The sequence below is a fragment of the Kitasatospora sp. NA04385 genome (assembly GCF_013364235.1).
GTDB lineage: Bacteria > Actinomycetota > Actinomycetes > Streptomycetales > Streptomycetaceae > Kitasatospora.
Window position 1 is genome coordinate 3,955,289 of record NZ_CP054919.1, and the last position, 24,297, is coordinate 3,979,585.

Consider the following 24,297-nt stretch of genomic DNA (forward strand, 5'->3'; position numbering starts at 1 on the left):
AGGCGTTGTTGCCGATGTCTCACTTCGTCCCGGAGGGAATAGAGAACCGCCCTGTCACCGGGCCGGCCTCTTTCGACCTCGCGCTGCCGGGCGATCCCCACCCACGACGCCCGCCTGGGGCGTCCCGCAGAAAGGCGCCACCTCCCCATGCCCGAGCAGTACCTCACCGTTGCCCGCGTCGCCGAACGCCTCGGCACCGGCGAGCGGTTCGTCCGTCGCCTGATCGCCGAGCGGCGGATCGCCTTCGTCAAGATGGGGACCCACGTCCGCATCGCCCAGAGCACCCTCGACTCCTACATCGCCGCCGGTACCGTCGCCGCCGTCCGCAGCCGGCGCGACCGGCACGGGGGCGGTGCCGCCTGAGCCCGCGCAAGAAGACCGAACCCACCCGCCGCAGATTCGGCAACATCCGTCAGCACAAGTCCGGGCGGTGGGGAGCCAGCTACCGTGATCCGGCCGGCACCACCCACAACGCCCCCCACACCTTCGAGTCCAAGACCGACGCCGAGGTCTGGCTCACCGTCACCGAGGCCGAGATCCACAAGGGCACGTGGATCGACCCCACCGCCGGGAAGGTCCTCTTCAAGGACTTCTCCGCGCAGTGGGTCGCCGAACGCGGCCTGTTCCCGCTCACCGTGGAGCTGTACCAGCGCCTGCTGCGGTTGCACATCCTGCCGACCTTCGCCGAACTCCCGCTCAACGAGATCACGCCCGCCGCGGTGCGCACCTGGCACGCCAAGAAGAAGGCCACCACCGGCGCCACCACGGTCGCCAAGTCCTACCGCCTGCTGAAGGCGATCATGCAGACCGCCGCCGACGACGAGGCGATCCCCCGCAACCCCTGCCAGATCAAGGGCGCGGGCGAGGAGCACCCGGACGAGCGGCCGGTGGCCACCGTCGCCCAGGTCTTCGAACTCGCCGAGTACATGGGCCCGCGTTGGCGGCTGATGGTCTTCCTCGGCGCGTTCGCCTCCCTGCGCCCCGAGGAACTCGCCGCCCTGCGCCGCCGCGACGTGGACGTGGACAAGCGCATCCTGCGGATCACGGAGGCCGCCCCGGAGCTGAACAGCGGTCAGCGGGTCACCGGCGAGACCAAGTCGAGGGCCGGCAAACGCAGAGTGCACCTGCCCCCGTTCCTCGATACCCCCCTGCGCCAGCACATGGCCTGGTTCGCCGAGGAGGGCCTTGAGGGGTACCTGTTCGTCGGTGAACGCGGTGGGCGCCTGCGCGGGTCGACGTTCGGCCGCAAGTTCCGCAAGGCCCGCGCCAAGGTCGGCCGATCGGCTCAGAATCCCTTCAAACCGCACGAGTTCACCCGCAAGGAGCGGCGTGACCTCTCCGCTCTCCCGGCCGCCGACGTCCCGGTCGGGGAGATCCTCAAGGGCTTCGACGAGCAAGGCTTGGCCGAACTCGTCGAAGAGGAGGAACCCGTCGAGCAGAAGGAGCGGCGTGACCTCTCCGCTCTCCCGGCCACCGACGTCCCGGTCGGGGAGATCCTCAAGGGCTTCGACGAGCAAGGCTTGGCCGAACTCGTCGAAGAGGAGGAACCCGTCGAGCAGAAGGAGCGGCGTGACCTCTCCGCTCTCCCGGCCACCGACGTCCCGGTCGGGGAGATCCTCAAGGGCTTCGACGAGCAAGGCTTGGCCGAACTCGTCGAAGAGGAGGAACCCGTCGAGCAGGTCGAGCCGCTGCCCGAGAACTTCACGTTCTACGACCTGCGCGGCACCGGCAACAACCTGCTGGCCGAGGAAGGTGCCAGTTTGAAGGACCTCATGGTCCGCATGGGCCACTCCTCGGTGCGCGCCGCGATGATCTACCAGCACTCGACCGAGCGCCGCCAGCGCGAACTCGCCGCCAAGATGGAGTCCCGCGTCCGGCACGACATGGGCACGCAGCAGCCCCAGCCTCCACGCCCCGGACCGCCGCACGGTACCTCCGGCCCGATGGCGACGGTCCACCCCATCCGACGCCGCGCCTGACCCCGCCCTACCTGCCAACCCATCTGGAGAAACCGCTTGCCGGACCCGTCCAAGCTCTCCCCCAAGCCCCACGACGCCGTCATCGCGGCAGCCGGCGACCCCAACCACCAGGTCCCCAACCGCTTCAACGCCCGCACACACCAAGTCCTGATGCGCGAAGGACTCGCCTACATGCGCCCCCGCACCACGGGGGGCCGCACCTACCGGTACGAGGAGCTGTTCGGCCCGCCGGACATCCACCTCACAGCTGCCGGGCGGGCCTACGCCCGGCAGCACGGGGTGGACACCCCGCGCCGCAGGATCGTGGTGATCTCGGGCGGCGCCGAGAGGACCGACCCCGGGACCAATGAGGCCGGTCGGCCCAACGCGCTGCGGGCCGGCGAGTTCTACAGTGGCCACCACCGCTCCCTGCGCACAGCCGCCGACGCGCTGACCGCCGAACGGGGCCTGATCTACATCGTCAACGACCTGCACGGGCTCGTGGACCTGGACTTCTGGCTCATGTACAACGAGATCCAGGTGGGCGACGAGAAGTCGGTGCGCGCCGACACCATCCGCAACCAGGCCCTGTACCTGGGCCTGGACGATGCCGACGTGATCGTCCTCGGCGAGCACGCCCACACCGACTTGGTCACCGCCGCCGTTCCCCACGCCCTCGCACCTCTCACCGGCGACATGCCCAGCCACCGCCTCCAGTGCCAAGCGGTATCAGAGGACGGCGAGCTGGCGAAGTCCTGGTGGGAGCAGGCCGGGCAGCGCTTCGAAGAGCACCGCGAACCGCCGCCCGCGGCATCCCGTACCGAACCCGGCACCGACCGCGCGGCAGCTGCCAAAGCGCAGGGCCAGCACCCGCGCTCGCCGCTCCGCCGCCTCGGGACAGCAGCCGCGCCTCTCCAGCCGCCCCGCCCCGACCTCCCGTCCAGCACTTCCGACCACACAGCGGTCAGCCGGCCCAGATCCCGACCCGCCTAACCGAACTCCGCCCGCACGCACACCCGTTGGAGGCTTCTCGCTTTGACCACACCTGCACCGCCCGTCAAACCAGACCCCGCCAGGCCCGGCGAGCTGCGGGCCAAAATCGCCCGCCTGCTGGCCGACCGGTCGGCGGACGCGCTCACCACCGGGCAGATATCCAAGGCGCTCGGCCACTCCAGCGGGGCCGTCGTGCAGGCGGTCGAGACCCTGGTGAAACGCGGTGAGGCCGACCGGGTCGGCGGGAAGCAGTACCGCGCGAACCCGCTGACCGCCGCTGCCGGGCAGAACCCGGTGATCAGCCCGCCGGGCACCCATTCCCCCCGCGCCGCCGCGGCCAAGGCCCGTACGACCGCACCCGCACCCGCACCCGCACCCGCACCCGCACCCGCACCCGCACCCGCACCCAAGCCTGGCGGCCCGATCCGCCGCCCGGGCGGCCAGCTCTACCACCCCCGAGAGCTGGCCGACCTGCCCGACGTCGAGGTGCTGGCCCGCCTGCGCGCCGCGGACGTGCCGGTGCTGCTCTACGGCCCCCCGGGCACCGGCAAGACCTCGCTGGTGGAGGCGGCCTTCCCCGACCTGATCACCGTCGCCGGCGACGGCGACACCACGGTCGGCGACCTGATCGGCGAGTACACGCAGGCCGACGGCGGAGGCTACGTCTTCCAGTACGGCCCGCTGGTCACCGCGATGACCGAGGGCCGCGCCCTGCTGATCGACGATGCGTCCCTGATCTCACCCAAAGTGCTGGCCGCGCTCTACCCGGCGATGGACGGGCGCCGCCAGATCCAGGTCAAGGCCCACAAGGGCGAGACCATCCAGGCCAAGCAAGGCTTCTTCGTGCTGGCCGGCCACAACCCCGGCGTCCACGGCGCGGTCCTGACGGACGCGCTGGCGTCCCGGTTCGCCGTGCAGGTCCAGGTCTCGACGGACTACGACCTCGCGCTGGCCCTGCGGATCGACGCCCGAGTGGTCCGAGCCGCCCGGAGCCTGGCCCGCCAGGTCGAGGTCGGCGAACTGGGCTGGGCTCCCCAGTTGCGGGAGCTGATCAGCTACCAGAAGACGGAGGCCGTCCTCGGCACCAAGGCCGCGCTCGCGAACCTGGTCGGCATCGCGCCCCTCGAGGACCGCGACGCCGTCGCCGACGCCGTCACCAAGGCCACCGGCATCAAGCAGCTCTCCCCCCTCACCCTCGGCCAGCAGCTCTCCGCCACCGCCGCCGCTCAGCGTCCGCCGGTCAGCTCCGCACCCGCACCCCGGAGCCGCCAGCGATGAGCACCCATCACCACATCCAGCCCTCCACCACCACAGCTGGCGATGACGCCGACCTCGCGCGCTGGGACGACGACGGCGCCCTGCCCCGGCGACCCTCTGCTTCCCCGGCCGCGTGGCTGCGGGTGGGAGCCGAACTCGGCGACCGGCTGGTCGCCCTGTCCGGCCGTCAGGATCTGCTCGTCACCTGCCGGCCGGGCACCCGCAGCGGCGCACCGGCCGCGTTCTCCCCCTGGCTGGGGGAGATCGAGTTCGACTCCGCCCTGTTCGACCCCCTCCAGCCCCACGAGGTCCACCCGCGGATCGTGGGCGACGAGGACCGCTACCCCGCCGCCTGGGGCGTGTTCGTTCACGAGGCCGCCCACGCCGTCCACACCCGGTGGACGGAGCAGGCCGACGCGGAAGATCCCCGTGTCATCGAGGCCGCGCTCCTGCTGGAGGAGAGCCGCGCCGAGGGCGCCCACCTGGTCAGGCGTCCCACCGACCGCACGTACCTGCGCACCAGCGCCCGAACCCTGGTCGCGCCCGATATCGCCAACCCCACCCTCCAGGGCATCGCGCACGCCGCCGGCACCGCAGCCCTCATCCTCGGCCGCCGGGACGCCGGCATCCTGGACGCCGGCGAGACCCAGGCCATGGCCAACCTGTGCAAGAAGGTCCTGGGCGCCGACCTGCTGGCCACCCTCACCGGCATATGGACCGCCGCCCACCAGTGCGCCGACCACGACGCCGCCACCATGCTCGCGCACGCCCAGGACTGGTGCGCCGCCCTGGACAGCGCCGCCCCCACCCGGCCCGTGCCGGAGAACCTCGCCGACCTGCTCTCCAAAGCCGTGGGCGTCGTCATGGACCGCATGGACGCCAACGACGCCGCCGACCTCGCGGCACAAGCCGCCGCGAACAACGCCATGGCCAAGCGGTCCAGCGCCCAGGCCAAGAACCGCACCCAGCAGGCCGCCCAGCGACGCCGGGCCGCCTCCACCGCCAAGTCGGTCTTCACCCCCAACGGCACCACCGTCAGCCCCCGCGGCGCACCGAGGCCGAGCAGCAACCCGATCACCGGCACCCGCAGGCCCACCACCGCCGAGCAGAGCGCCGCCGCCCGCCTGAGCCGCGCACTGCGAGCCGCGGCCTACCGCGAGCGAACCGAGGAGCGGACCACCAGCCCCACCCCGCCCGGCCGCCTCAACATGCGCGCCGCCCTCGCCCGCGACGCCCAACGCGCCGCCGGCGCGGTGCCCACCGCAGAGCCGTTCACCCAAACCCGCCGCCGCCACTCCCCCACCCCGCCGCTGCGGGTGGGGATCGCGGTCGACGTCTCCGGCTCCATGCGCGCCGCCTGCGCGCCCGTCGCCTCCGCCGCCTGGATCGTGGCCCGCGCAGCAACCCTGACCGACCCCGACTCCCGCACCGCCACCATCGCCTACGACCAGAACCTGACCGCCCTGACCCGCCCCACCCACCGGGCACCGGAGCGCGTGACGACATTCAACGCCAACGGCGGCGCCCACAACCTCCACGCCGCCATCGACGCACTCGACCACGGCCTCGACCTCAGCCGCCCCGGCACCGGCCGCCTCCTGGTGATCGTCACCGACGCCCACTACGACCCCGACGAAACAGCCCCGGCCGTCACCCGCATCAAACGCCTCACCTCCGCCGGCTGCGCCGTACTCCAACTCACCCTCACCGCCGGATCCCGGCACCTACCCGGAACCACCCTGCTCCACCTGCCACGACCCTCCAGCGCCCCCGCCGCCATCGCCCAGGCCGCCACCGACGCCATCCGCAGAACACGCTGACGGGCTGGTACGCGACTGCCCTGAGGTGTCCCGGGCTCGGCCCGGGTCGTCAAGGTCTCCACTATGGTCGCCATGATCCGCAGTCGGGGCGCCAGCACCGCACGAGGCGGTACGGCACAGGCTGGAGACCCTGTCGATCACCCTGGGTGCGGGGTTCGGTCGGGTCAGCGAACCTCACCCAGCTGGTCACTCTCAGACGGTGGCATCGGGATGGAAGTAGCGCTGCTGGTGCAACTCTTCGCCGCGCCGGGCGGTGCCGATGCACGCCAGGAAAAGTCGCCAGCCGTCCACCGCGTCGATCGTCACCCCGTAGCCGACGGCCGGCGGGGTGGGCTCGGTGCTGTAGCGCTTGGCACGCACGAAGTGCTCCTCGGTGTCACCGGCCTTCGCGGCAGTCAGTAGGGCCTGCTCGATCTCCGCCGTCGCCGCCTTCCCACCAGGCAGATCGGGGGCCGGCTGCTCGGCCAGGCGCTCGCCGGGCTCGGCGCTGGGCGCGGTGTTCGACGCCCCGGTGATCGTCCAGTAGACGGTGCCCGCTCCAGCGGCGGTAACGGCAAGCCCATACGGACGGCCAGGCCAGGGAACGGCCGCCTCGATTCCGGGCATGGACGGAAGGTGGTTGATCAGCAAACTGCGCAGCTCAGCTGGGGTCACTGCCGGATCGTATCTGCGCCCTGCCGCAGATGATGCTGCAAGGTGCGGCGCGGCTCGGCCAATTGGATCTGGTCCTGGGGGCGAAGACAACTTCCTCCCCAGGGCAGGCGCCCGACCTGGTGAAGGGTAAAACTGCACTTCAGGAAGGGCTTTGCGGATGCTGGCCAGTTCGCCAAGGTTGCCGAACCCGTGGGTCGTATCGGTCGGTCCTTGACGCTCTGAACAGGCAGCAGGATCAGGGGCGACCGAGCCGTCCGACCTGCCAGTGCCCGCGGTCGACCTCCACGAACATCTCGTGCGCGGTGAGCACGTCCAGGACCGAGGCCATCCGCGCGGTGTGTCCGGTGCCGGGCACAACTTCGCCCAGGCGCTCGACGATCGCGGTGCGGGTCATCGGTCTCCGGGAGCCGACCAGGGTCCGGGCGACCTGGTGCAGCACCGTGTCGCCGGGGGTGCCCAGCTCGGCCTGCTGCCACAGGTCCTCCCCGCGGGTGTGCCGCTCCGCCAGCCCGGCCACCTTGGTCGAGAAGCGGCTCAGCAGCATGGGCAGCACCGGCTGCCGCTGGGAGCGCTCGGCCGGCCGGGGGTGGGTCTTGCGCCACCAGTACAGGGCTCCGGCCGCCGCCGCGCCGGTCAGCGCCGTCGCGGCCAGCCGCTTGGGCGCCATGGTGACCTCGATGCCCACACGCACTGCGAGAACCATCGCTGACTCGATCTTGTTCTCCAGGTCGGCCATGTCGCCTTCGGTCACGCCTACGTCTCCCAAAGCCTTGCGCAGGGCGATCCAGTCGCCGGCGGCGAGTCCGCTGGCGAGCAGGTCCGCGTCGGTGCCGATGAGCACCACCGGGGCGATCACGGCGGCGAGCTGCAGCATCGGCACGTCGGAGGCGTCGCGGGTGGCGAGGACCTGGGCGTGCGGGGTCATCGGCAGGCCGTCGGCCTTGACGACGTACAGGACGGGCGCGTACCGGGAGTTCCACAGCTGCAGCGCCCGCTCCAGGTCGAACCGGCCCCCTTCGCGGTGCCGGTCGGCGAGCACCCGCGGTACCTCCTTCCACACGTGCTCCGGGATCAGGCACCGCACCGTCCCTGCCCGGGCTCCGGCGACGAACGAGGACGGCGCCTTGCGCCTGGTCGCCGCGATGATGTCCGTGGTCAACACGGAGGTGTCCAGCAGGGCGCGGCGCAGCGAGTCGCGCCGGTACAGGGTGCGCCGACCGGGTGGCACCAGATCGTTCATCTGCGCATCGTAGTGCGGGAGTTGATCAGTAGGCAGGGGATTTCGGAGAGAGTGGACACTGCTTGAAATCCCCGATACGTCCGAAGTCCGCTCGGTCCTCAGCCGGGAGTTCTCGCTGGACGGCACCATCCATCTGGCGGTCAGGCTGGTGGAGTCCGATCCCGCGCTGGCCACCCCGCGCACCAACGGGCATCACCCGATCGGGTGAAGATCTCGGCCTCTCCCGTGCCACCGCCCTGGCGACACTAGATTCGGATATATGAGACCCATTGAGCTGCCCAAGGTCGAGTCCGACCTGTCCAGCTCCATGGCTCTGGCCGCTCTACCGGCATCCGCCAGCCGGGCACGGCTACGGCATCTCCGGTCGACGAACCTGAGGCGGCACCTGGCACTGATCGACGATCGCGTCGTGAAGCAGGCCAAGATCCTCCGGTCAAGCCCGCACGCCAGGTCTCACGGTGCGGACGGTGCCGCAGAGATCGGTATCGCTACCGGCGCCATCAAGATCTGTATAGCTTCATACGCCCTGGAACACTGGCTCCAGGAGATGCTCCAGCAGGGAAATGACCTCCGCGGCGGCTCGTCCGCCGTCATGGATGCCTATCTCCTGCCCGCTTCCCACACCCGCCGGCCGACCAGCGAGCCCGTCGATTTCGTACCGGTCATCCCGACGGGCCAGGTGGTCGTGCTGCTCGAAAAGTGGCGATGGGGGCACGCTCAGTCCCTCACCGCGCGGCAACTTGCTTCTGCAAGTTGGCTCTTGCTTCCCAGTGTCATTGTCAAGATTGCGATTGCGTCTCCCCTGCCGGTCTGTGGATGGGAGACGGAGCCACTGACGATGGCCTGCGGGGTGACGAGACTGACGACGCCGCTGGTTCCCCGGCCGCCCTCGGCCAGTGCTGCCCGGCATCTCGGGCAGCAGCTGGCCCTGGCCGCCTGATCAGGACCACCCCCTCCGACCACAAGCGGAGACCCTTCTTCCTGATCGGAACCTCTGGTGTCCTTCTTCAAGTCGCTCGGCGAGGAGACCCTCGTCAAGCTGGTCGCCCTCATGCTCGTGGGCGGCCTCGACATCTGGCTGCAGTTCCTGCTCCACCACCGACAGCAGCACCGTTCGAGCCCCGGTTCACTGCGCCAGGCCAGCTCCCGGACCGGTAGGCACGACCAACTCCACCGCATCTACCAGCGGCGGCAGCGCCCCACTTCTCGGCGTGGCCCGACCGCCCGCAAGGTGGAGAAGTCCCGCCGTCCGATGCGGCGGCGGCCGGCCCGGCGCGGCCCTGGTACCCGGCACGGCTGAGTCCATGAACGCTCCGGGGCTGCTGCAGGGGGCCGTTCCCACACCAGCCCCGGAGCGTTGACCACGTCATCGGCACCGCCGACGCTGCGCCTTCTCCAGCACACACCAGCAGCCGGACGCCCCTCGGCGCATTCGTCCGAACCAGTCCTCCGGGGCTTGAACAACGGGGCCCCGCAGGTGGCAGACTCGTCGTGAGGGTTCAGGGGCGGATGGCGACCGCTCCGTAGCAGGAGGCTTCGATGTCGGTAACGGGCTCGATGTCGGTGTCGGACTCCGGGTTCCAGCGGGGCGTTGCCGCGACTCCCGGCTCCAGGAGGTCCCAGCCGGTGAAGAACTCGGCGAACTCGGCACGGGTGCGGGCCACGACGGGCGTTCCGGCCGCGGTGTAGACCTGGATGACGCGGGCGGTCTCCTCCGGCGCGAAGTCCTGGGTGAGGTGGCTGATCACCAGCGCGGAGCCGCTGGGCAACTCGGCCTTGAAGCCCTCGGCGATCTGGCGCGCCTCATCGGGGACGAAGTGCAGCAGTGCGTTCATCGACAGCGCGATCGGGCGGCTGAAGTCGAGGGTACGAGCGGCGGCTTCCAACAGAAAGGCGGGATCCCGGACATCCGCCTGGACATAGGAGGTGACACCCTGCTCGGTGCCGTGCAACAGCGCCTTGGCGTGCAGCAGGACGATCGGGTCGTTGTCGGCGTAGACGACAGCAGCGTCCGGCGCGACCTGCTGCGCGACCTCGTGCAAGTTCGGCGACGTCGGGATGCCGGTACCGACGTCCAAGAACTGCCGGATACCGGAACGGGCCAGTATCCGCGTCGAGCGGCGCATGAAGGCCCGGTTGGCACGGGCGGCGGAACGCGCGAAGGGGAACACCGCGAGGGCCTGCCCAGCCGCCTCGCGATCTGCGGGGAAGTTGGTGGTGCCGCCCAGGTAGAAGTCGTACATGCGCGCCGAGTGCGGGCGGTGGATGTCAAGCTTGACCTCGACGTCATCGGCCTGAGCGCTTGCGTCTGCCATGAACTCCCCCAGAAAGTCCGCTAGTTCGCCGTACACCGGGCAGGTCGAACCGCAACCTACGCCGCCGTGGCGAACGGTGGCGAACCCTGGCGCGACCCCCACCCCACTATGCCCATACCTGTGAACAGGCAATCAAGAGCCGCGCAGCACGTCCCCGAGAAGCACCTGGCGACCCGGTCAGCCCCGGTCGCCAGTTGATCATTCTCGGTCGCCATCCGAGAAAAGTAGGCTTTTCATTTATCAGCACTTATTTCCGGCCCTGAAATTCTGTGCAGCGATTTAACATCTGGGCCCTTATTGCGACTTAATGTTCTTATGCGGGACGCCAGTTCCCGCTGTGACCGCCGACCGGCCCCGGGGCTCCCGGTGCCGGCGGCCCGCTGGGGTGGCGACCGAACAGGCGCCGCCGGGGAGGAATGGAACGTGAACGAGAGCGACTGGGCGGTAGGAGACCGGAGCCGCCTGACGTTCGACGCGTTCTGCGAGTCGCGCACCAAGGCGTGGGCCGGGTTCGCCAGGGCACAGCTGCGTGACGAAGAGGCCGCTGCCAAGGCGCTGTCGGCCGTGCGGAAGCGCGTGTGGCAGGAGTGGCCGCGCATCCTGCGTGAGCAGATCCCCGCCTTCCACGCCTGGACGATCCTCAAGGAGGAGATCGGCGCGGCCTTGGCCGAGATGCTCCTGACCGGCCGTCCGCTGCCCACCCGGGAGTCCGTCCCGAGCTGGGTCTACGCCGTGAAGTCCGCCGCCGAGCGGGCACAGGACCTCATGACCGAGGGCAGCCACCAGCAGCTGTACGCCGCGCTGCGAAGGCTGCCGGAACGGCGCCGCGATGTGATCGTGCTGCGCTACCTGCTCGACCTGCCGGACGCCCAGATCGCCGACTACCTCGGGACGGGCGAGGTGAACGTCCGCTCCACCGCCTCCCAGGCCCTCGACCGCCTGGCCGTGGCGCTCGGCGGCACGCGGGGAGAGCGCCAATGAGCACCGGCCGCGGCGTGCAGCCCAACCCGAGGGAAGTCCAAGTTCCCCGGAACCCGACCGAGGCGGACGACGACGCCTGGAACAGGTTCCTGGTCGCCCCGCGTCCGTTCTCCACCGAGCACGCCCAGGCCACCCACGAACTCGGCCTCGCCACCACCCTGGTCCTCGGGATGCCGACCGCCGCCGCGTCCTTGGACCTGCTCGTCAACAACGACCGCATCCACCCCGAGGGCGCCCTCGTGCTGGGCGCGCTGCTGTACGTCGCGGGCCACCGCGACGGCGCCCAGTTCTGGTGGCAGTTCGCGGCCGGCGGCGGCTCCTATACCGCCGCATCCTGCCTGAGCCTGCTCCACCGCAGCCTCGGCGAACTCGGCGACGCCGAAGTCTGGCGCCACCAGGCCGACGCCCTGGATGCCGAACCCCGCACTCCGCAGCGCGCCCTGGACTTCCAGAGCTCCCTGCTCCCGGCCGGAGTCCTCGCCGAGATCCTCACCCTGTGCCACGAGGGCCTCGACGTGAAGCTCCCGCCCCGCCTCGCCGCCGTGATCCACCAACTCCCCGTCGACAGCGACGACCCCGAGTACGGAGAACTGCCCCAGGTCAGCAGCACCCTCGTCCGCGACCTGGCCAGGTAGGGCAGACGACAGCGGCGGTCCGCCCGGCACGGGCACCGGATCCGCCGCAGCCACGGCCTCGGCGAGGCGGGTAGGGCTTCACACCTCACCTGCCCCGCCGGGGCCGCCTGTCATGCTGCCCCGGCCTCCCCGCATCACCGGGGCCTGAGGGTGCAGCAGTTCCGGAGCGCCGCCCTCTTCATCGGCCGCCAGGACTCCGGCGCCCGCGCCGGACCGCAGGCACCGTGCTGTCCGGCAGCCGCCAGGAGCGGTGGGCGCGCAGCAGCGGCCCGCGCTCGGCCGGGTCGGTGCCGCGCAGGACCAGCCACAGGGTGAGCAGGTCGCGCAGGGCACCGGCGAGGGCACGGGCGTCGCGCGGTCGGCGGACGAGACGGACGAACACGAGCGGGACGGTGGCGAGGGCGAACGGGTGAAGATCCATCAGGTTCTCTCCTGCGGTCGGTGGGACTGATTCGGGAAGGCCCGGCCTGAGCCCAGGAGTTGATGAAATCCTTGAGGCCGGCGCGAGTCGCTTGGCCGCTTTCGCCGACAACCCCGAACTCGACGACCACGCCCGCGTGGACGCGGCTGCCGCCTTGGCCGAGGTAGACGGCTACCGGGAGGCGGGCGTGGAGCGGCTGACCGCCCTCGCCGACAACCCCGAACTCGACGACGACATCCGCGTGGACGCGGCCGCCTGCCTCGACCGGAAGAACAACCGCCAGTAACAGGGCGTCACCTTCTCAGCCGCCCTCACCGGGTCCGGTCGGGGCCTCGCCCGACCATGACCGAGTTGGGCTTCGAAGCGGTTGAGCGTGCTGTGGAGGTACATAGTCGCGCGCTAGTCGCGCAGCCGTTTCCACCCCTGATCTGACGGATCGTCACTTCCTTGCGGAGGCCTCCGGCGGTCACCAGGGGACAATAATGGTTAAGGCACGGAGGATCGGAAAGAGTCGGAATCACCTTCCTGACCTGGCGTTTCATCAGAAACACCCGCCCGCACGGCACGTGGCGCAGATCACATGTGCCCGAAAAATCCCGTGACCCAGATCACAGAAAATGCGTCTCGCCATTCAAGACGACCATCGAACAAAATTCCGAGTACCCCAAAATCTGACGGTCCGTCATCCCTGGAGGTACATTTTTCTGCGCGCTAGTCGCGCAAGAGCTCGAAATTGGTCTAGACAACGAGCAAGCCCCAGGCCGCTGACCTGGGGCTTTACCGTGGAGCGGGTGACGAGAATCGAACTCGCGCTCTAAGCTTGGGAAGCTCATGTTCTACCATTAAACTACACCCGCAGCTGACGAACCGTCAGTGACGGCCCGATCAAGGACCACTGTACCCCATGGTGCGGGGTGGTGAGCGCAGGGTTTCCGGTGGCGGCGAGCCTGGGTGGGCGGTGTCCGGTAGATCCCCTAATGTGACGCTGTCGGCGGAAGTGTGGGAAGGGGACCGATGGAGCAGCGCACCGTGGTTCGTTGTGCCGAGGGGCACGTGTTCAGTACGGCGGCGTTCCCGATGCAGCACTTGCAGGCGGGGCGGTTGGGGCCGGGGCGGTTGTTGCGGTGCCCCAGGTGCGGGCGGTTGCGGAGTTCGGTGCCGGCGGACGTTTCGGAGCTGTCGGCGGACGAACTGGCGCGCGGTCTGCGGCTGGTGGCGGTGGAGTCGCTGGCGTAGCGGCCCGGCCGGAGCAGTCCACGGGGCGGGCGCTTTTGGGGCGTCCGCCCCGTGGCACGTACGCTCGGGGCGTGCTGCTCTCCGACAACGACATCCGTGCCGAGATCGACAAGGGGCGGGTCGTGATCGACCCGTTCGAGCCGTCGATGGTCCAGCCGTCGAGCATCGACGTCCGCCTGGACCGGTTCTTCCGGGTTTTCGAGAACCACCGCTATCCGCACATCGACCCCTCCGAGGAGCAGCCGGACCTGACCCGGCTGGTCGAGCCGGAGGGGGACGAGGCGTTCATCCTGCACCCCGGCGAGTTCGTGCTGGCGTCCACCTACGAGGTGATCACGCTGCCCGACGACGTGGCCTCCCGGCTGGAGGGCAAGTCGAGCCTGGGCCGGCTCGGGCTGCTGACGCACTCGACGGCGGGCTTCATCGACCCGGGATTCAGCGGGCACGTGACGCTGGAGCTGTCGAACGTCGCGACGCTGCCGATCAAGCTGTACCCGGGCATGAAGATCGGGCAGCTGTGCCTGTTCCGGCTCTCCTCGCCGTCCGAGCACCCGTACGGCTCGGAGCGCTACGGCTCGCGGTACCAGGGGCAGCGCGGCCCGACGCCGTCCCGCTCCTACCTGAACTTCCACCGCACCCAGGTCTGATCCCGACGGAGTGCGGCGACGGGGGCCGGTCCCGGGCACGGGGCCGGCCTCCGCCGCGTCCACGAGAGGACCGGACGCGAGAGGTCGGGCGCGAGAGGTCGGGCGCAGGCGGCTCAGGCGCGGACGGGGGTGGTGACGGCGGTGAGTTCGGTGCCGTCCGCGGAGAGCGCCAGTTCGGTGCGCAGGGCGGTGAGTTCGCCGAGGTGGTGGAGGTGGGTGCCGCCGCAGGCGATGTCGGCGGGGCCCTCGGGGAGGTCGGTGTGCCAGCGGCGGCGGGCGGTGAGCCCGGGGCCGGGGGTGTCGATCCGGACCGGGGCGTCGGCGGCGACCCAGGCGGCCAGGCGGGCGTTGACGTCCGCGGTGAGGGCGGGGAGGGCGTCGGCCAGGGCCGGCAGGGTGTCGGTGGCGTCGGCGGTGAAGCCCTTCTTCTTCAGGGACTTGCCGATCCGGTAGGTGTCGGTGCTGGCGGCGGTGTCCATCACCGAGCCGTCCATGGCGAGGCTGTCGAAGTCGGGGTGGCCGAGGGCGTCGGCGCGGCCCGGGTCCTTGCGCCAGCGCGGGGCGAGCGCGGCGTTCAGCGCGAGGGCCAGCAGGTGGCAGCCGGTGTGCGCGGCGGAGAGCCGGGCGCGGCGGTCGGCGTCGACGGCGAGGTGCGCGGTGCGTCCGACCGCGTCGGGGCCGAGCGCGCCGGCGGGCAGCACGTGCAGCACCAGCCAGGCCCAGTCCTCCTCGCCGCGCCGGACCGGGATGTCGGCGCCGACCGCGAACTCGCCGGCCGGACCGGCCGCGCCGGTGAGGCAGTCGACGACGGGGTGGGCGGTGCCGTCGACGGTGAGGGTGCCGTGGTCGGCGGGCTGGTCGGGCCAGGTGTGGTCGACGGGGTGGAACGGGGTGGCCTCGGTGACCACGGCGGTGCGGCCGTCGGGGAGGGCGTGCACGACGAGGACCGGGGACTCGCCGGTCACCGCCCCGGCCGGGAAGCTGACGTGGGTGGTGGGCAGGCTCATGCGCGGGCTCCGGGCGGGGTGTGAGGGTGAGGGCGGGCCGGACGACCCACCCTACAAACCCGGACGGACCGTCCCCGACCCCGTCCCCGGCACCGCCCCCGGCACCGCCCCCGGCACCGCCCCCGGGACGCGCCGCGGGACGGGCCCGCGGGTGGCGTCAGCCCAGGGTGGGCAGCTTGATCAGCACCAGCAGCGCCAGCAGCTGCACCGCGGCCGCGCCGGCCGCCTTGCCCCAGGGCAGGTCGTGGATCCGGCGCACCATGACGGTCAGCAGCACCGCGCAGCCGACCCAGGTCGCCCAGCCGACCGCCTGCACGACGGGGTTGCCGACCGGCAGGAAGAGCGCGAGCAGCAGCCGCGGGGCGTCGGTGGTCCAGCTGATCAGCGCGGCCAGGCCGACCGTGGACTGCCAGGGGCCGTCGCCGCCGAACTGCCGGGCCAGCGCGTACGTCACCGCGGAGAGCACCCCGCCCGCCAGCGTGAAGCCGAGCGCGGCGCCGCCGAGCGCCCACAGCGCGACCGCGAAGGTGGAGTGCACCACCTGGTCGTAGGTGGAGTCGATGGCGAACACCGCGAGCACGCCGTACAGCAGCGACACGCACAGCGCGGGCAGCCACACCTGGTGGTCGCGCATCCGGTCGAAGGTGGCGCCGGGGCTGCGGTAGATCCCGACCAGCAGCTGCCGCCAGGGCAGCCGGGGCCCGCCGGTGTGCGGCGCGGCCTGCCCGCCGGCCCGGTAGACGGCGACGTTGTCCGCCGGACCCTGCTCGTAGCCGCCGCGGCCGTAGCCGTCGTGACCGCCCTGCTCGTAGCCGTCGTAGCCGTCGTACCCGCCCTGGCCGCCCTGGCCGTAGCCGTCGTGCCCGTAGCCGTCCTGCCCGTAGCCGTGGCCGTCCTGGCCGCCGTACGGGTACGGCTCGCCGTAGGGCTGCTCGCCGAGGGCGAAGGCCCTGGTGTGGCCGGGCTGGTCGCCGGGCCCGGACGGGCCGGGGTGGGCGGGGTGCGGGGCGGTGAAGTACTCGGGGGCGCCGGTGGGCACGCCCTGGTACGGGTCGCCCTGGGGGACGCCCGGTCGGGGTGCCGACCAGCCGTGCCGGGGGTCGGCGCCCCGTCCGTCGTCGTGTCGATTGCCAGCCACGCTTCGACGGTACCCGCAAGGGCTGACCCGCCGTCGGGTGATCATGGCGGCGGGGCCGGATTGCAGCCGTCCTGTGACGCTGCGGTCCGGCCCCGCCGAAGGGGGTGCGCGGTGGGGTCAGCCCTTGACGCGGGCGCCGGGCGCGTGCACCGCGGCGGCGTTGCTCAGGCCGGCCTCGCAGCCGCCGGGGCCCGCGGACAGGCGCACGGCGCCGACCGGGAGGCGGGTGCCGCAGGCGATCCGCAGGCCGTTGGGGAGCTCGTTCTCGGCCTCCAGGACGGCGCCGTCGCCGATCACCACGCCGTCCAGCGAGCAGCGCTCACCGATCTCGGCGTAGGCGCCGACGATGGAGTCCTTGATGTACGCACCGGCCTGGATGCGGGCGCCCGGCAGCACGACGCTGCCCTCGACGATGGCGCCGGCGGCGATCTGCGCGCCCTTGGAGACGACGGTGCCGGAGCTCAGCACGGCGGCCGGGTCGACGGCCGAGCCGGGCAGCAGCAGCGCCTCGCCGGTGGGGCCGGGGACGGCCGGGGAGTCGACCTTGCCGAGCACCAGGTCGGCCGAGCCGCGGACGAACGCGCCGGGGGTGCCCAGGTCCAGCCAGTACGAGGTGTCGACGACGCCGCGCAGCAGCGCGCCGGTGGCGAGCAGCTCGGGGAAGGTCTCGCGCTCGACCGAGACCTCGCGGCCGGCCGGGATGCGGTCGATGACCGAACGGGTGAAGACGTAGCAGCCCGCGTTGATCTGGTCGGTGACGATCTGCTCGGGCGTCTCGGGCTTCTCCAGGAAGGCGAGCACCCGGCCGTCCCGGTCGGTCGGGACGAGACCGAAGGCGCGCGGGTCGGCCACCCGGGTGAGGTGCAGGGTGACGTCGGCCCCGGAGTCGCGGTGCCCGTCGCGCAGGGCGGCGATGTCCAGGCCGGAGAGGATGTCGCCGTTGAAGACCAGCACCGGCTCGTCCGGGCCGCAGGTCAGGCCGGAGGCGGCGTTGCGGATCGCGCCGCCGGTGCCCAGCGGTTCCTCCTCGGTGAGGTAGACCAGCTCGATGCCGTAGGGGCTGCCGTCCTGGAAGTGGTCGACGAACACGTCGGCGAGGTACGAGGTGGCGAGCACGACGCGGGTGACGCCGGCCGCGGCGGCGCGGGCCAGCTGGTGGGCGATGAAGGGGACGCCCGCCACGGGCAGCATCGGCTTCGGCGTGTGGGTGGTCAGCGGGCGGAGTCGGGTGCCCTTTCCGCCGACCAGCATGATCGCCTGGGTCATGTGATGTCTCCCGTGGTCGAATTCCGGCGGCCCGGCACGACAGGGTCCGGTGTGCTCGCTCGGTGAACTGGTCGAGGCGGCGCGGCACGCCCCTCGACGGAGCCAGTACTCTCCCTGGCTCCGCCGCATACTCTATTTGCCCGAACAGCGTCCGAGCGCCACCGGCCAGGTCGATCCGGTGTACGAATCGGCACATCCGGCCGCGACGGCCCGCCGGGAACGCTCCGCAGTGGCTGCCGCCCGGGGGCCCGGGCCCCGGAGTCCCGCCCGGAGCCACCCCTGGGCCGCCCCTGAGCCGCCCCGGCGGACCCGCGCCCGGCCCGTGCCCGGCCCGTGCCCGGCCCGCACCCCGCCCACGCCCCGCCCGCGCCCGGCCCCTGCGTCCCCGAACGGGCCGGACCCCGGCGCCGCTGCGAGCGTCCGGGGTCCGGGGGTGACGGGCGGGGTGAGCGGGCGTCAGGCGTCGACCGGCTCGGCCTCGGCGGTCGGGACGGCCTTGACCGACTCCAGCAGCAGCTGGGCCACGTCGACCACCTTCAGGTGCTCCTTTGCCGCGCCCTCGTTCTTCTTGCCGTTGACCGAGTCGGAGAGCATCACCAGGCAGAACGGGCAGGCGGTGGAGACGATGTCGGGGTTCAGCGACAGCGCCTCGTCGACCCGCTCGGTGTTGATCCGCTTGCCGATCCGCTCCTCCATCCACATCCGGGCGCCGCCGGCGCCGCAGCAGAAGCCGCGCTCCTTGTGACGGTGCATCTCCTCGTTGCGCAGGCCGGGCACCTTGCCGATGATCTCGCGCGGCGGGGTGTAGACCTTGTTGTGCCGGCCGAGGTAGCACGGGTCGTGGTAGGTGATCAGGCCCTCCACCGGGTTGACCGGCAGCAGCTTGCCCTCGTCGATCAGGTGCTGGAGCAGCTGGGTGTGGTGGATGACCTCGAAGTGGCCGCCGAGCTGCGGGTACTCGTTGGCGATGGTGTTGAAGCAGTGCGGGCAGGTGGCGACGATCCGCTTGGTGGGGCCCATCACTCCTTCAGACGCAGCCTCCAGCGCGGCGTTCAGGGTCTCGACGTTCTGCGCGCCCAGCATCTGGAACAGGAACTCGTTGCCCAGGCGGCGCGGGGAGTCACCGGTGCAGGTCTCCTCCTTGCCGAGGATCGCGAACTTCACGCCCGCGGTGTGCAGCAGTTCGGCGAAGGCCTTGGTGGTCTTCTTGGCCCGGTCCTCCAGGGCGCCGGCGCAGCCGACCCAGTAGAGGTACTCGACCTCGGCGGGGTCGATGTCCTCGCCGATCACCGGCACCTCGATGCCGGTCTCCTTCTTCAGCTCCTTGACCCAGTCCAGGCGCGCCTTGGTGGCCAGGCCCCACGGGTTGCCCTTGTTCTCCAGGTTCTTGAGCATCGTCCCGGCCTCGGTCGGGAAGCTGCTCTCGATCATCACCTGGTAGCGGCGCATGTCGACGATGTGGTCGATGTGCTCGATGTCGACCGGGCACTGCTCGACGCAGGCGCCGCAGGTGGTGCAGGACCACAGCACGTCCGGGTCGATGACGCCGCCCAATTCACCGTTGGGGCCGGCCTCGGCGGTGCCGATCAGCGGGCGCTCGGCCTCGGCCAGGGCGGCGGCAGGGACGCCGGCCAGCTGCTCGGCCGTCGCCCGCTCCTCGCCCTCCACGGACTTGCCGCCGCCGGCCAGCAGGTACGGGGCCTTGGCGAAGGCGTGCTCGCGCAGGCTCATGATCAGCAGCTTGGGCGACAGCGGCTTGCCGGTGTTCCAGGCCGGGCACTGCGACTGGCAGCGGCCGCACTCGGTGCAGGTGGAGAAGTCGAGGATGCCCTTCCAGGAGAAGTGCTCGACCTGGGAGACGCCGAACACGGCGTCGTCCGCCGGGTCCTCGAAGTCGATCGGGGCGCCGCCGCTGGTCATCGGGCGCAGCGCGCCGAGCGCGGTGCCGCCGTCGTCCTCGCGCTTGAAGTAGATGTTGAAGAACGCCAGGAAGCGGTGCCAGGCGACGCCCATCGAGGGGTTGACGCCGATGGTGATCGCCCAGGCGAAGGAGATGCAGATCTTCAGCATCGCGAACAGGTAGACCAGGTTGACCAGGGTGCCGTGCGCGGTGCCGTGGAAGGCGGCGGCGATCGGGTACGAGACCAGGTAGGCCGGGTCGTAGGAGTCGACGCCCTCCAGGGCGCCCTCCAGGCCGCGGAGCATCATGATGCACAGGCCGATGCCGAGGATCGTGTACTCGACGTAGAAGGCCTGCCAGGCGATCGAGCCGGCGAACCGGGACTTGCGGCCGGCCCGGGAGGGCAGGCTGAGCAGGCGGACCGCCATCAGGACGAGGATGCCCAGGGTGGTGAGGGTGCCGATCAGTTCGACGAAGACGTTCCACGGCAGCCAGTGGCCGATCACCGGGAGGACGAACTCGGCGTCGAAGAGCTGCCCGAAGGCGTTCACCAGGGTGAGCACCAGGGAGAAGAAGCCGACGGCGACGAACCAGTGGGCGACGCCGACGACGCCCCAGCGGTTCATCCGGGTGTGGCCGAGGAACTCCTTGACCACGGTGGCGGCCCGCTGCGCGGGCTGCCCGAAGCGGGTGGTGTCGGCGGAGCCGGTGCGCACCACCTTGTAGATGTACAGCGCCGCCCGGGCGGCGAGCGCGGTGCCGATCACGAAGGTGACCAGCGAGATGACGATCGCTGCTAGCTGCATCGGCTCTCCGTCTCCAGCGGCTTGTTCCCAGTGGTGCCCAGTCCTCCAGAGAGTGTACTGGTCGGTAACTTGGAGGGCTGACCCGCCGGACATTACCGCTCGTTAACACTCCACCAGAAGATGTTCAAGGTATGGCGGCAGTCACTAAGCCCCGACTCACCCGTCCGGCGCAGCCGCCGCACCCCTCGCGACATAAGCGCTCAGTAAAGTTGAGCGACACCGGCTCAAAGCTGTTGACGCCGCCGGACCGGTCGTGCATCCTTGAGTCCGTACTGCTCAACTTCTCCCCGGAGGTATTCACGATGGCACGCGCGGTCGGCATCGACCTCGGTACGACGAACTCCGTCGTCAGTGTTCTTGAGGGCGGTGAGCCCACGGTCATCACCAACGCCGAGGGCGCTCGGACCACGCCGTCCGTCGTCGCCTTCGCCAAGAACGGCGAGGTGCTCGTCGGCGAGGTGGCCAAGCGCCAGGCGGTCACCAACGTGGACCGCACCATCCGCTCGGTCAAGCGCCACATGGGCACCGACTGGAAGATCGGCATCGACGGCAAGGACTTCACGCCGCAGCAGATCTCCGCCTTCGTCCTGCAGAAGCTCAAGCGGGACGCCGAGTCCTACCTGGGCGAGACGGTCACCGACGCCGTCATCACCGTCCCGGCGTACTTCAACGACTCCGAGCGCCAGGCCACCAAGGAGGCCGGCGAGATCGCGGGCCTGAACGTCCTGCGCATCGTCAACGAGCCGACCGCGGCCGCCCTGGCCTACGGCCTGGACAAGGACGACCAGACCATCCTGGTCTTCGACCTCGGCGGCGGCACCTTCGACGTGTCGCTGCTGGAGATCGGCGACGGCGTGGTCGAGGTCAAGGCCACCAACGGCGACAACCACCTCGGCGGCGACGACTGGGACCAGCGGGTCGTCGACCACCTGGTGAAGGTCTTCCAGTCCGGCCACGGCGTCGACCTGTCCAAGGACAAGATGGCCGTCCAGCGCCTGCGCGAGGCCGCCGAGAAGGCCAAGATCGAGCTGTCCTCCTCCTCGGAGACCTCGATCAACCTGCCCTACATCACGGCCTCCGCCGAGGGCCCGCTGCACCTGGACGAGAAGCTCACCCGCTCCCAGTTCCAGCAGCTCACCGCCGACCTGCTGGACCGCTGCAAGGTCCCGTTCCACAACGTGATCAAGGACGCCGGCATCCAGCTGTCCGAGATCGACCACGTGGTCCTGGTCGGCGGCTCGACCCGCATGCCGGCCGTCGCCGAGCTCGTCAAGGAGCTGACCGGCGGCAAGGACGCCAACAAGGGCGTCAACCCGGACGAGGTCGTCGCCATCGGCGCCTCGCTCCAGGCCGGTGTCCTCAAGGGCGAGGTCAAGGACGTCCTGCTGCTCGACGTCACCCCGCTGTCCCTCGGCATCGAGACCAAGGGCGGCATCATGACCAAGCTGATCGAGCGCAACACCACGATCCCGACCAAGCGCTCGGAGATCTTCACCACCGCCGAGGACAACCAGCCCTCCGTCCAGATCCAGGTCTACCAGGGCGAGCGCGAGATCGCGGCGTACAACAAGAAGCTCGGCATGTTCGAGCTGACCGGCCTGCCGCCGGCCCCCCGCGGCCTGCCGCAGATCGAGGTCACCTTCGACATCGACGCCAACGGCATCATGCACGTGGCCGCGAAGGACCTCGGCACCGGCAAGGAGCAGAAGATGACCGTCACCGGCGGCTCCTCGCTGCCGAAGGACGAGGTCAACCGCATGCGCGAGGAGGCCGAGCGCTACGCGGAGGAGGACACCAAGCGCCGCGAGGCCGTCGAGACCCGCAACCAGGGCGAGCAGCTCGTCTACTCGACCGAGAAGTTCATCGCGGACAACGCGGACAAGCTCCCGGCCGACGTCAAGACCGAGGTCGAGACCGCCATCGGCGAGCTCAAGGAGACCCTCAAGGGCGAGGACATCGCGGCCATCCGCACCGCCACCGAGAAGGTCTCCACCACCGCCCAGAAGCTCGGCGCGGCGCTGTACGCGCAGGCCGACGGCGCGGGCGCGGCGGCCGGTGCGGCCGGGGCCGGCGAGGCGGGCGCCAAGGACGACGACGTGGTGGACGCCGAGATCGTCGACGACGAGAAGCCCAAGGGCGGTGCGGCATGACGGAGAAGCCGCAGGGCGAGCAGCCCGGCGACGACTCCGCCGCCGAGGAGGCCGTGCTCAAGGCAGCCGAGGAGGCCGTCGCGGGCGCCGGTGCCGACGAGCTGGCCGCCGCCAAGCGCGAGGCCGGCGAGCGCACCGCCGACCTGCAGCGGCTCCAGGCCGAGTACCAGAACTACCGCAAGCGGGTCGAGCGGGACCGGTCCACCGTCCGCGAGATCGCCGTCTCCAACATCCTGGAGTCGCTGGTCCCGGTGCTGGACGACATCGGCCGGGCCCGCGAGCACGGCGAGGTGACGGGCGGCTTCAAGTCGGTCGCCGAGTCGCTGGAGACGGTCGTCGCCAAGCTCGGGCTGCAGCAGTTCGGCAAGGAGGGCGAGCCCTTCGACCCGACCATCCACGAGGCGCTGATGCACAGCTACTCGTCGGACGTGACGGAGGACACCTGCGTGCAGATCCTCCAGCCCGGGTACCGGATCGGCGAGCGGATCATCCGCCCGGCGATGGTCGCGGTCGCGGAGCCCCAGCCGGGCACCCAGACCACCGGCGAGCCGGACGACGACAAGGCTGACGGTTCGTCCGACAGCTGAGTAGAGTCCCCGTGCGCTGCGGAGTCGTACGTCGTCCAGTACGGCGGCCGGCTCCGCAGCGCCGTATCGAGGCGCCGCGCCGCGGCGCCGCTTCGCAACAGAACTTCGGGATTCCGGGAGGTGGCGGTCAAAGGCCATGAGCGCTAAGGACTACGTGGAGAAGGACTACTACAAGGTCCTCGGCGTGCCCAAGGACGCCACCGCCGCAGAGATCAAGAAGACCTACCGCAAGCTGGCCCGCGAGTTCCACCCGGACGCGAACAAGGGTGACACCAAGGCCGAGGAGCGGTTCAAGGACATCTCCGAGGCGTACGACGTGCTCTCCGACGAGAAGCGCCGCAAGGAGTACGACGAGGCCCGCTCGCTGTTCGCGGGCGGCGGCTTCCGCCCCGGCGGGGCGGGCGCGGCCGGCGGCTTCGACTTCGGGGACCTGTTCAACGGCGGGGGCGGCGGCAGCGGCGGCGGCATCGGCGACGTGTTCGGCGGCCTGTTCAACCGCGGCGGCCGACAGACCGCCCAGCCGCGCCGCGGGGCGGACGTCGAGACCGAGGTCACGCTGAACTTCGAGGAGGCCGTGGACGGCGCGACCGTGCCGCTGCGGATGACCTCCCAGGCCGCCTGCCGCGCCTGCGCCGGGACGGGCGCCAAGGCCGGCACCACCCCGCGGGTCTGTCCGACCTGCGTCGGCGCCGGCACCGTCAGCCGCGGCCAGGGCGCCTTCGCCCTCTCCGAGCCCTGCCGGGACTGCAAGGGCCGCGGCATGATCGTCGACGACCCGTGCACCGTCTGCCACGGCAGCGGCCGGGCCTCCTCGGCCCGCACCATGCAGGTCCGCATCCCGGCCGGGGTGCAGGACGGCCAGCGGATCAGGCTCAAGGGCAAGGGCGCCCAGGGCGAGCGCGGCGGCCAGCCCGGGGACCTCTACGTCACCGTGCACGTCGACCCGCACCCGGTGTTCGGACGCAAGGGCGACAACCTCACGGTCACGGTGCCGGTGAGCTTCCCCGAAGCCGCGCTCGGCGGCACCATCGAGGTGCCGACCCTGAACGGCCCGGCCGTGAAGCTCAAGCTGCCCCCCGGCAGCGCCAACGGCCTGACCATGCGGGCCCGCGGCAAGGGCGCCACCCGCAAAGACGGCACCCGCGGCGACCTGCTGGTCACCGTGGAGGTCACGGTGCCCACGCACGTCACCGGAGACGCGCTGACGGCACTGGAGCAGTACCGCGAGGCCACCGCCTCGGACGACCCGCGAGCCGCCCTGTTCAAGGCGGCGGAGGGAGCGTGAG

Annotated in this window: 22 protein-coding genes, 1 tRNA gene and 1 pseudogene; 15 read left to right on the forward strand and 9 right to left on the reverse strand. The window is 71.0% G+C overall.

Going from position 1 to position 24,297, the window contains the following annotated elements; genetic code table 11:
• Nucleotides 1–147 precede the first annotated feature (147 nt).
• From HUT16_RS17660 to HUT16_RS17680, 5 genes are all read left to right on the forward strand, one after another.
• Nucleotides 148–363 carry an excisionase family DNA-binding protein gene (locus HUT16_RS17660; RefSeq protein WP_176192724.1) on the forward strand — a complete coding sequence of 72 codons (216 nt, stop codon included), beginning with the start codon at nucleotides 148–150 and terminating at the stop codon, nucleotides 361–363.
• A 191-nt stretch (nucleotides 364–554) separates the two neighbouring features.
• On the forward strand, nucleotides 555–1,979 hold the full coding sequence (locus HUT16_RS39250) for a tyrosine-type recombinase/integrase (protein WP_368662742.1): 1,425 nt from the start codon (nucleotides 555–557) through the stop codon (nucleotides 1,977–1,979).
• A gap of 36 nt (nucleotides 1,980–2,015) precedes the next feature.
• A complete protein-coding gene (locus tag HUT16_RS17670; protein ID WP_176189126.1) occupies nucleotides 2,016–2,951 on the forward strand; it encodes a hypothetical protein in 936 nt (311 codons plus the stop codon).
• 105 nt (nucleotides 2,952–3,056) lie between these two features.
• The gene (locus HUT16_RS17675; RefSeq protein ID WP_176192725.1) at nucleotides 3,057–4,229 is read left to right on the forward strand and encodes an AAA family ATPase; all 1,173 of its coding nucleotides are present in this window, start codon (nucleotides 3,057–3,059) and stop codon (nucleotides 4,227–4,229) included.
• Entirely contained in the window at nucleotides 4,226–6,028 is a 1,803-nt protein-coding gene (locus HUT16_RS17680; protein WP_176189127.1) for a hypothetical protein, read from the forward strand. Before HUT16_RS17675 ends, HUT16_RS17680 begins: the two co-directional genes overlap by 4 nt.
• Nucleotides 6,029–6,220: 192 nt before the next feature.
• Here HUT16_RS17680 and HUT16_RS17685 read toward each other — a convergent pair whose 3' ends face one another.
• Nucleotides 6,221–6,682 carry a hypothetical protein gene (locus tag HUT16_RS17685; RefSeq protein ID WP_176189128.1) on the reverse strand — a complete coding sequence of 154 codons (462 nt, stop codon included), beginning with the start codon at nucleotides 6,680–6,682 and terminating at the stop codon, nucleotides 6,221–6,223.
• Nucleotides 6,683–6,917: 235 nt separating this feature from the next.
• Nucleotides 6,918–7,922 (reverse strand): PIN domain-containing protein, encoded by a 1,005-nt coding sequence (locus HUT16_RS17690; protein WP_176189129.1) that lies wholly within the window; start codon nucleotides 7,920–7,922, stop codon nucleotides 6,918–6,920.
• A gap of 409 nt (nucleotides 7,923–8,331) precedes the next feature.
• On the opposite strand from HUT16_RS17690, the gene HUT16_RS17695 reads away from it, so the two are divergent.
• Both HUT16_RS17695 and HUT16_RS17700 read left to right on the forward strand, forming a co-directional pair.
• On the forward strand, nucleotides 8,332–8,862 hold the full coding sequence (locus HUT16_RS17695; protein WP_176189130.1) for a hypothetical protein: 531 nt from the start codon (nucleotides 8,332–8,334) through the stop codon (nucleotides 8,860–8,862).
• Nucleotides 8,863–8,919: 57 nt separating this feature from the next.
• Nucleotides 8,920–9,222 carry a hypothetical protein gene (locus HUT16_RS17700; RefSeq protein WP_176189131.1) on the forward strand — a complete coding sequence of 101 codons (303 nt, stop codon included), beginning with the start codon at nucleotides 8,920–8,922 and terminating at the stop codon, nucleotides 9,220–9,222.
• A gap of 199 nt (nucleotides 9,223–9,421) precedes the next feature.
• Here the strand turns inward: HUT16_RS17700 and HUT16_RS17705 are convergent, their stop codons facing one another.
• On the reverse strand, nucleotides 9,422–10,237 hold the full coding sequence (locus HUT16_RS17705) for an SAM-dependent methyltransferase (protein WP_176189132.1): 816 nt from the start codon (nucleotides 10,235–10,237) through the stop codon (nucleotides 9,422–9,424).
• Nucleotides 10,238–10,660: 423 nt separating this feature from the next.
• Here HUT16_RS17705 and HUT16_RS17710 point away from each other — a divergent pair, with 423 nt between their 5' ends.
• Both HUT16_RS17710 and HUT16_RS17715 read left to right on the forward strand, forming a co-directional pair.
• Nucleotides 10,661–11,218: a sigma factor-like helix-turn-helix DNA-binding protein gene (locus HUT16_RS17710; RefSeq protein ID WP_176189133.1), complete on the forward strand. Its 558-nt coding sequence runs from the start codon at nucleotides 10,661–10,663 to the stop codon at nucleotides 11,216–11,218.
• Entirely contained in the window at nucleotides 11,215–11,853 is a 639-nt protein-coding gene (locus tag HUT16_RS17715; protein WP_254897850.1) for a hypothetical protein, read from the forward strand. The genes HUT16_RS17710 and HUT16_RS17715 overlap by 4 nt, the downstream gene beginning before the upstream one ends.
• A gap of 178 nt (nucleotides 11,854–12,031) precedes the next feature.
• Here the strand turns inward: HUT16_RS17715 and HUT16_RS17720 are convergent, their stop codons facing one another.
• Nucleotides 12,032–12,274, reverse strand: a complete 243-nt coding sequence (locus tag HUT16_RS17720; protein ID WP_176189134.1) for a hypothetical protein — start codon at nucleotides 12,272–12,274, stop codon at nucleotides 12,032–12,034.
• 91 nt (nucleotides 12,275–12,365) lie between these two features.
• On the opposite strand from HUT16_RS17720, the gene HUT16_RS17725 reads away from it, so the two are divergent.
• Nucleotides 12,366–12,560, forward strand: a complete 195-nt coding sequence (locus HUT16_RS17725) for a hypothetical protein (protein ID WP_176189135.1) — start codon at nucleotides 12,366–12,368, stop codon at nucleotides 12,558–12,560.
• A 497-nt stretch (nucleotides 12,561–13,057) separates the two neighbouring features.
• On the opposite strand, the gene HUT16_RS17730 is transcribed toward HUT16_RS17725, so the two are convergent.
• Nucleotides 13,058–13,131, reverse strand: a tRNA-Gly gene (locus tag HUT16_RS17730).
• Nucleotides 13,132–13,288: 157 nt separating this feature from the next.
• Between HUT16_RS17730 and HUT16_RS17735 the strand changes: the two genes are divergently transcribed.
• Complete coding sequence (locus tag HUT16_RS17735; RefSeq protein ID WP_033214317.1) at nucleotides 13,289–13,510, forward strand: hypothetical protein; 222 nt, start codon at nucleotides 13,289–13,291, stop codon at nucleotides 13,508–13,510.
• A 71-nt stretch (nucleotides 13,511–13,581) separates the two neighbouring features.
• Nucleotides 13,582–14,157 (forward strand): dCTP deaminase, encoded by a 576-nt coding sequence (gene dcd, locus HUT16_RS17740; protein ID WP_176189136.1) that lies wholly within the window; start codon nucleotides 13,582–13,584, stop codon nucleotides 14,155–14,157.
• A 113-nt stretch (nucleotides 14,158–14,270) separates the two neighbouring features.
• On the opposite strand, the gene HUT16_RS17745 is transcribed toward dcd, so the two are convergent.
• From HUT16_RS17745 to HUT16_RS17760, 4 genes and pseudogenes are all read right to left on the reverse strand, one after another.
• On the reverse strand, nucleotides 14,271–15,164 hold the full coding sequence (locus HUT16_RS17745) for a metal-dependent hydrolase (RefSeq protein WP_176189137.1): 894 nt from the start codon (nucleotides 15,162–15,164) through the stop codon (nucleotides 14,271–14,273).
• Between the two features lie 157 nt (nucleotides 15,165–15,321).
• Nucleotides 15,322–16,302, reverse strand: coding sequence for a Yip1 family protein (locus tag HUT16_RS17750; RefSeq protein ID WP_176189138.1), 981 nt, complete (start codon nucleotides 16,300–16,302; stop codon nucleotides 15,322–15,324).
• Nucleotides 16,303–16,494: 192 nt separating this feature from the next.
• Nucleotides 16,495–17,568 (reverse strand): annotated as a pseudogene (locus tag HUT16_RS17755) (sugar phosphate nucleotidyltransferase); the annotation flags it as partial.
• Between the two features lie 456 nt (nucleotides 17,569–18,024).
• Nucleotides 18,025–20,274, reverse strand: coding sequence for a (Fe-S)-binding protein (locus HUT16_RS17760; RefSeq protein ID WP_176189140.1), 2,250 nt, complete (start codon nucleotides 20,272–20,274; stop codon nucleotides 18,025–18,027).
• Nucleotides 20,275–20,576: 302 nt separating this feature from the next.
• Between HUT16_RS17760 and dnaK the strand changes: the two genes are divergently transcribed.
• From dnaK to dnaJ, 3 genes are all read left to right on the forward strand, one after another.
• Complete coding sequence (dnaK, locus tag HUT16_RS17765; RefSeq protein ID WP_176189141.1) at nucleotides 20,577–22,424, forward strand: molecular chaperone DnaK; 1,848 nt, start codon at nucleotides 20,577–20,579, stop codon at nucleotides 22,422–22,424.
• Nucleotides 22,421–23,011, forward strand: coding sequence for a nucleotide exchange factor GrpE (gene grpE, locus HUT16_RS17770; protein WP_176189142.1), 591 nt, complete (start codon nucleotides 22,421–22,423; stop codon nucleotides 23,009–23,011). The genes dnaK and grpE overlap by 4 nt, the downstream gene beginning before the upstream one ends.
• 136 nt (nucleotides 23,012–23,147) lie before the next feature.
• Entirely contained in the window at nucleotides 23,148–24,296 is a 1,149-nt protein-coding gene (dnaJ, locus tag HUT16_RS17775; protein ID WP_176189143.1) for a molecular chaperone DnaJ, read from the forward strand.
• The last annotated feature ends 1 nt before the right edge of the window (nucleotide 24,297 follow it).

Coding starts and splice junctions, on each gene's coding strand:
- HUT16_RS17705 (WP_176189132.1), bottom strand. CDS start 10,237: ATGGCAGACGCAAGCGCTCAGGCCGATGACGTCGAGGTCAAGCTTGAC.
- grpE (WP_176189142.1), top strand. CDS start 22,421: ATGACGGAGAAGCCGCAGGGCGAGCAGCCCGGCGACGACTCCGCCGCC.
- dnaK (WP_176189141.1), top strand. CDS start 20,577: ATGGCACGCGCGGTCGGCATCGACCTCGGTACGACGAACTCCGTCGTC.
- HUT16_RS17735 (WP_033214317.1), top strand. CDS start 13,289: ATGGAGCAGCGCACCGTGGTTCGTTGTGCCGAGGGGCACGTGTTCAGT.
- HUT16_RS17715 (WP_254897850.1), top strand. CDS start 11,215: ATGAGCACCGGCCGCGGCGTGCAGCCCAACCCGAGGGAAGTCCAAGTT.
- HUT16_RS17745 (WP_176189137.1), bottom strand. CDS start 15,164: ATGAGCCTGCCCACCACCCACGTCAGCTTCCCGGCCGGGGCGGTGACC.
- dnaJ (WP_176189143.1), top strand. CDS start 23,148: ATGAGCGCTAAGGACTACGTGGAGAAGGACTACTACAAGGTCCTCGGC.
- HUT16_RS17680 (WP_176189127.1), top strand. CDS start 4,226: ATGAGCACCCATCACCACATCCAGCCCTCCACCACCACAGCTGGCGAT.
- HUT16_RS17720 (WP_176189134.1), bottom strand. CDS start 12,274: ATGGATCTTCACCCGTTCGCCCTCGCCACCGTCCCGCTCGTGTTCGTC.
- HUT16_RS17760 (WP_176189140.1), bottom strand. CDS start 20,274: ATGCAGCTAGCAGCGATCGTCATCTCGCTGGTCACCTTCGTGATCGGC.
- HUT16_RS17690 (WP_176189129.1), bottom strand. CDS start 7,922: ATGAACGATCTGGTGCCACCCGGTCGGCGCACCCTGTACCGGCGCGAC.
- HUT16_RS17660 (WP_176192724.1), top strand. CDS start 148: ATGCCCGAGCAGTACCTCACCGTTGCCCGCGTCGCCGAACGCCTCGGC.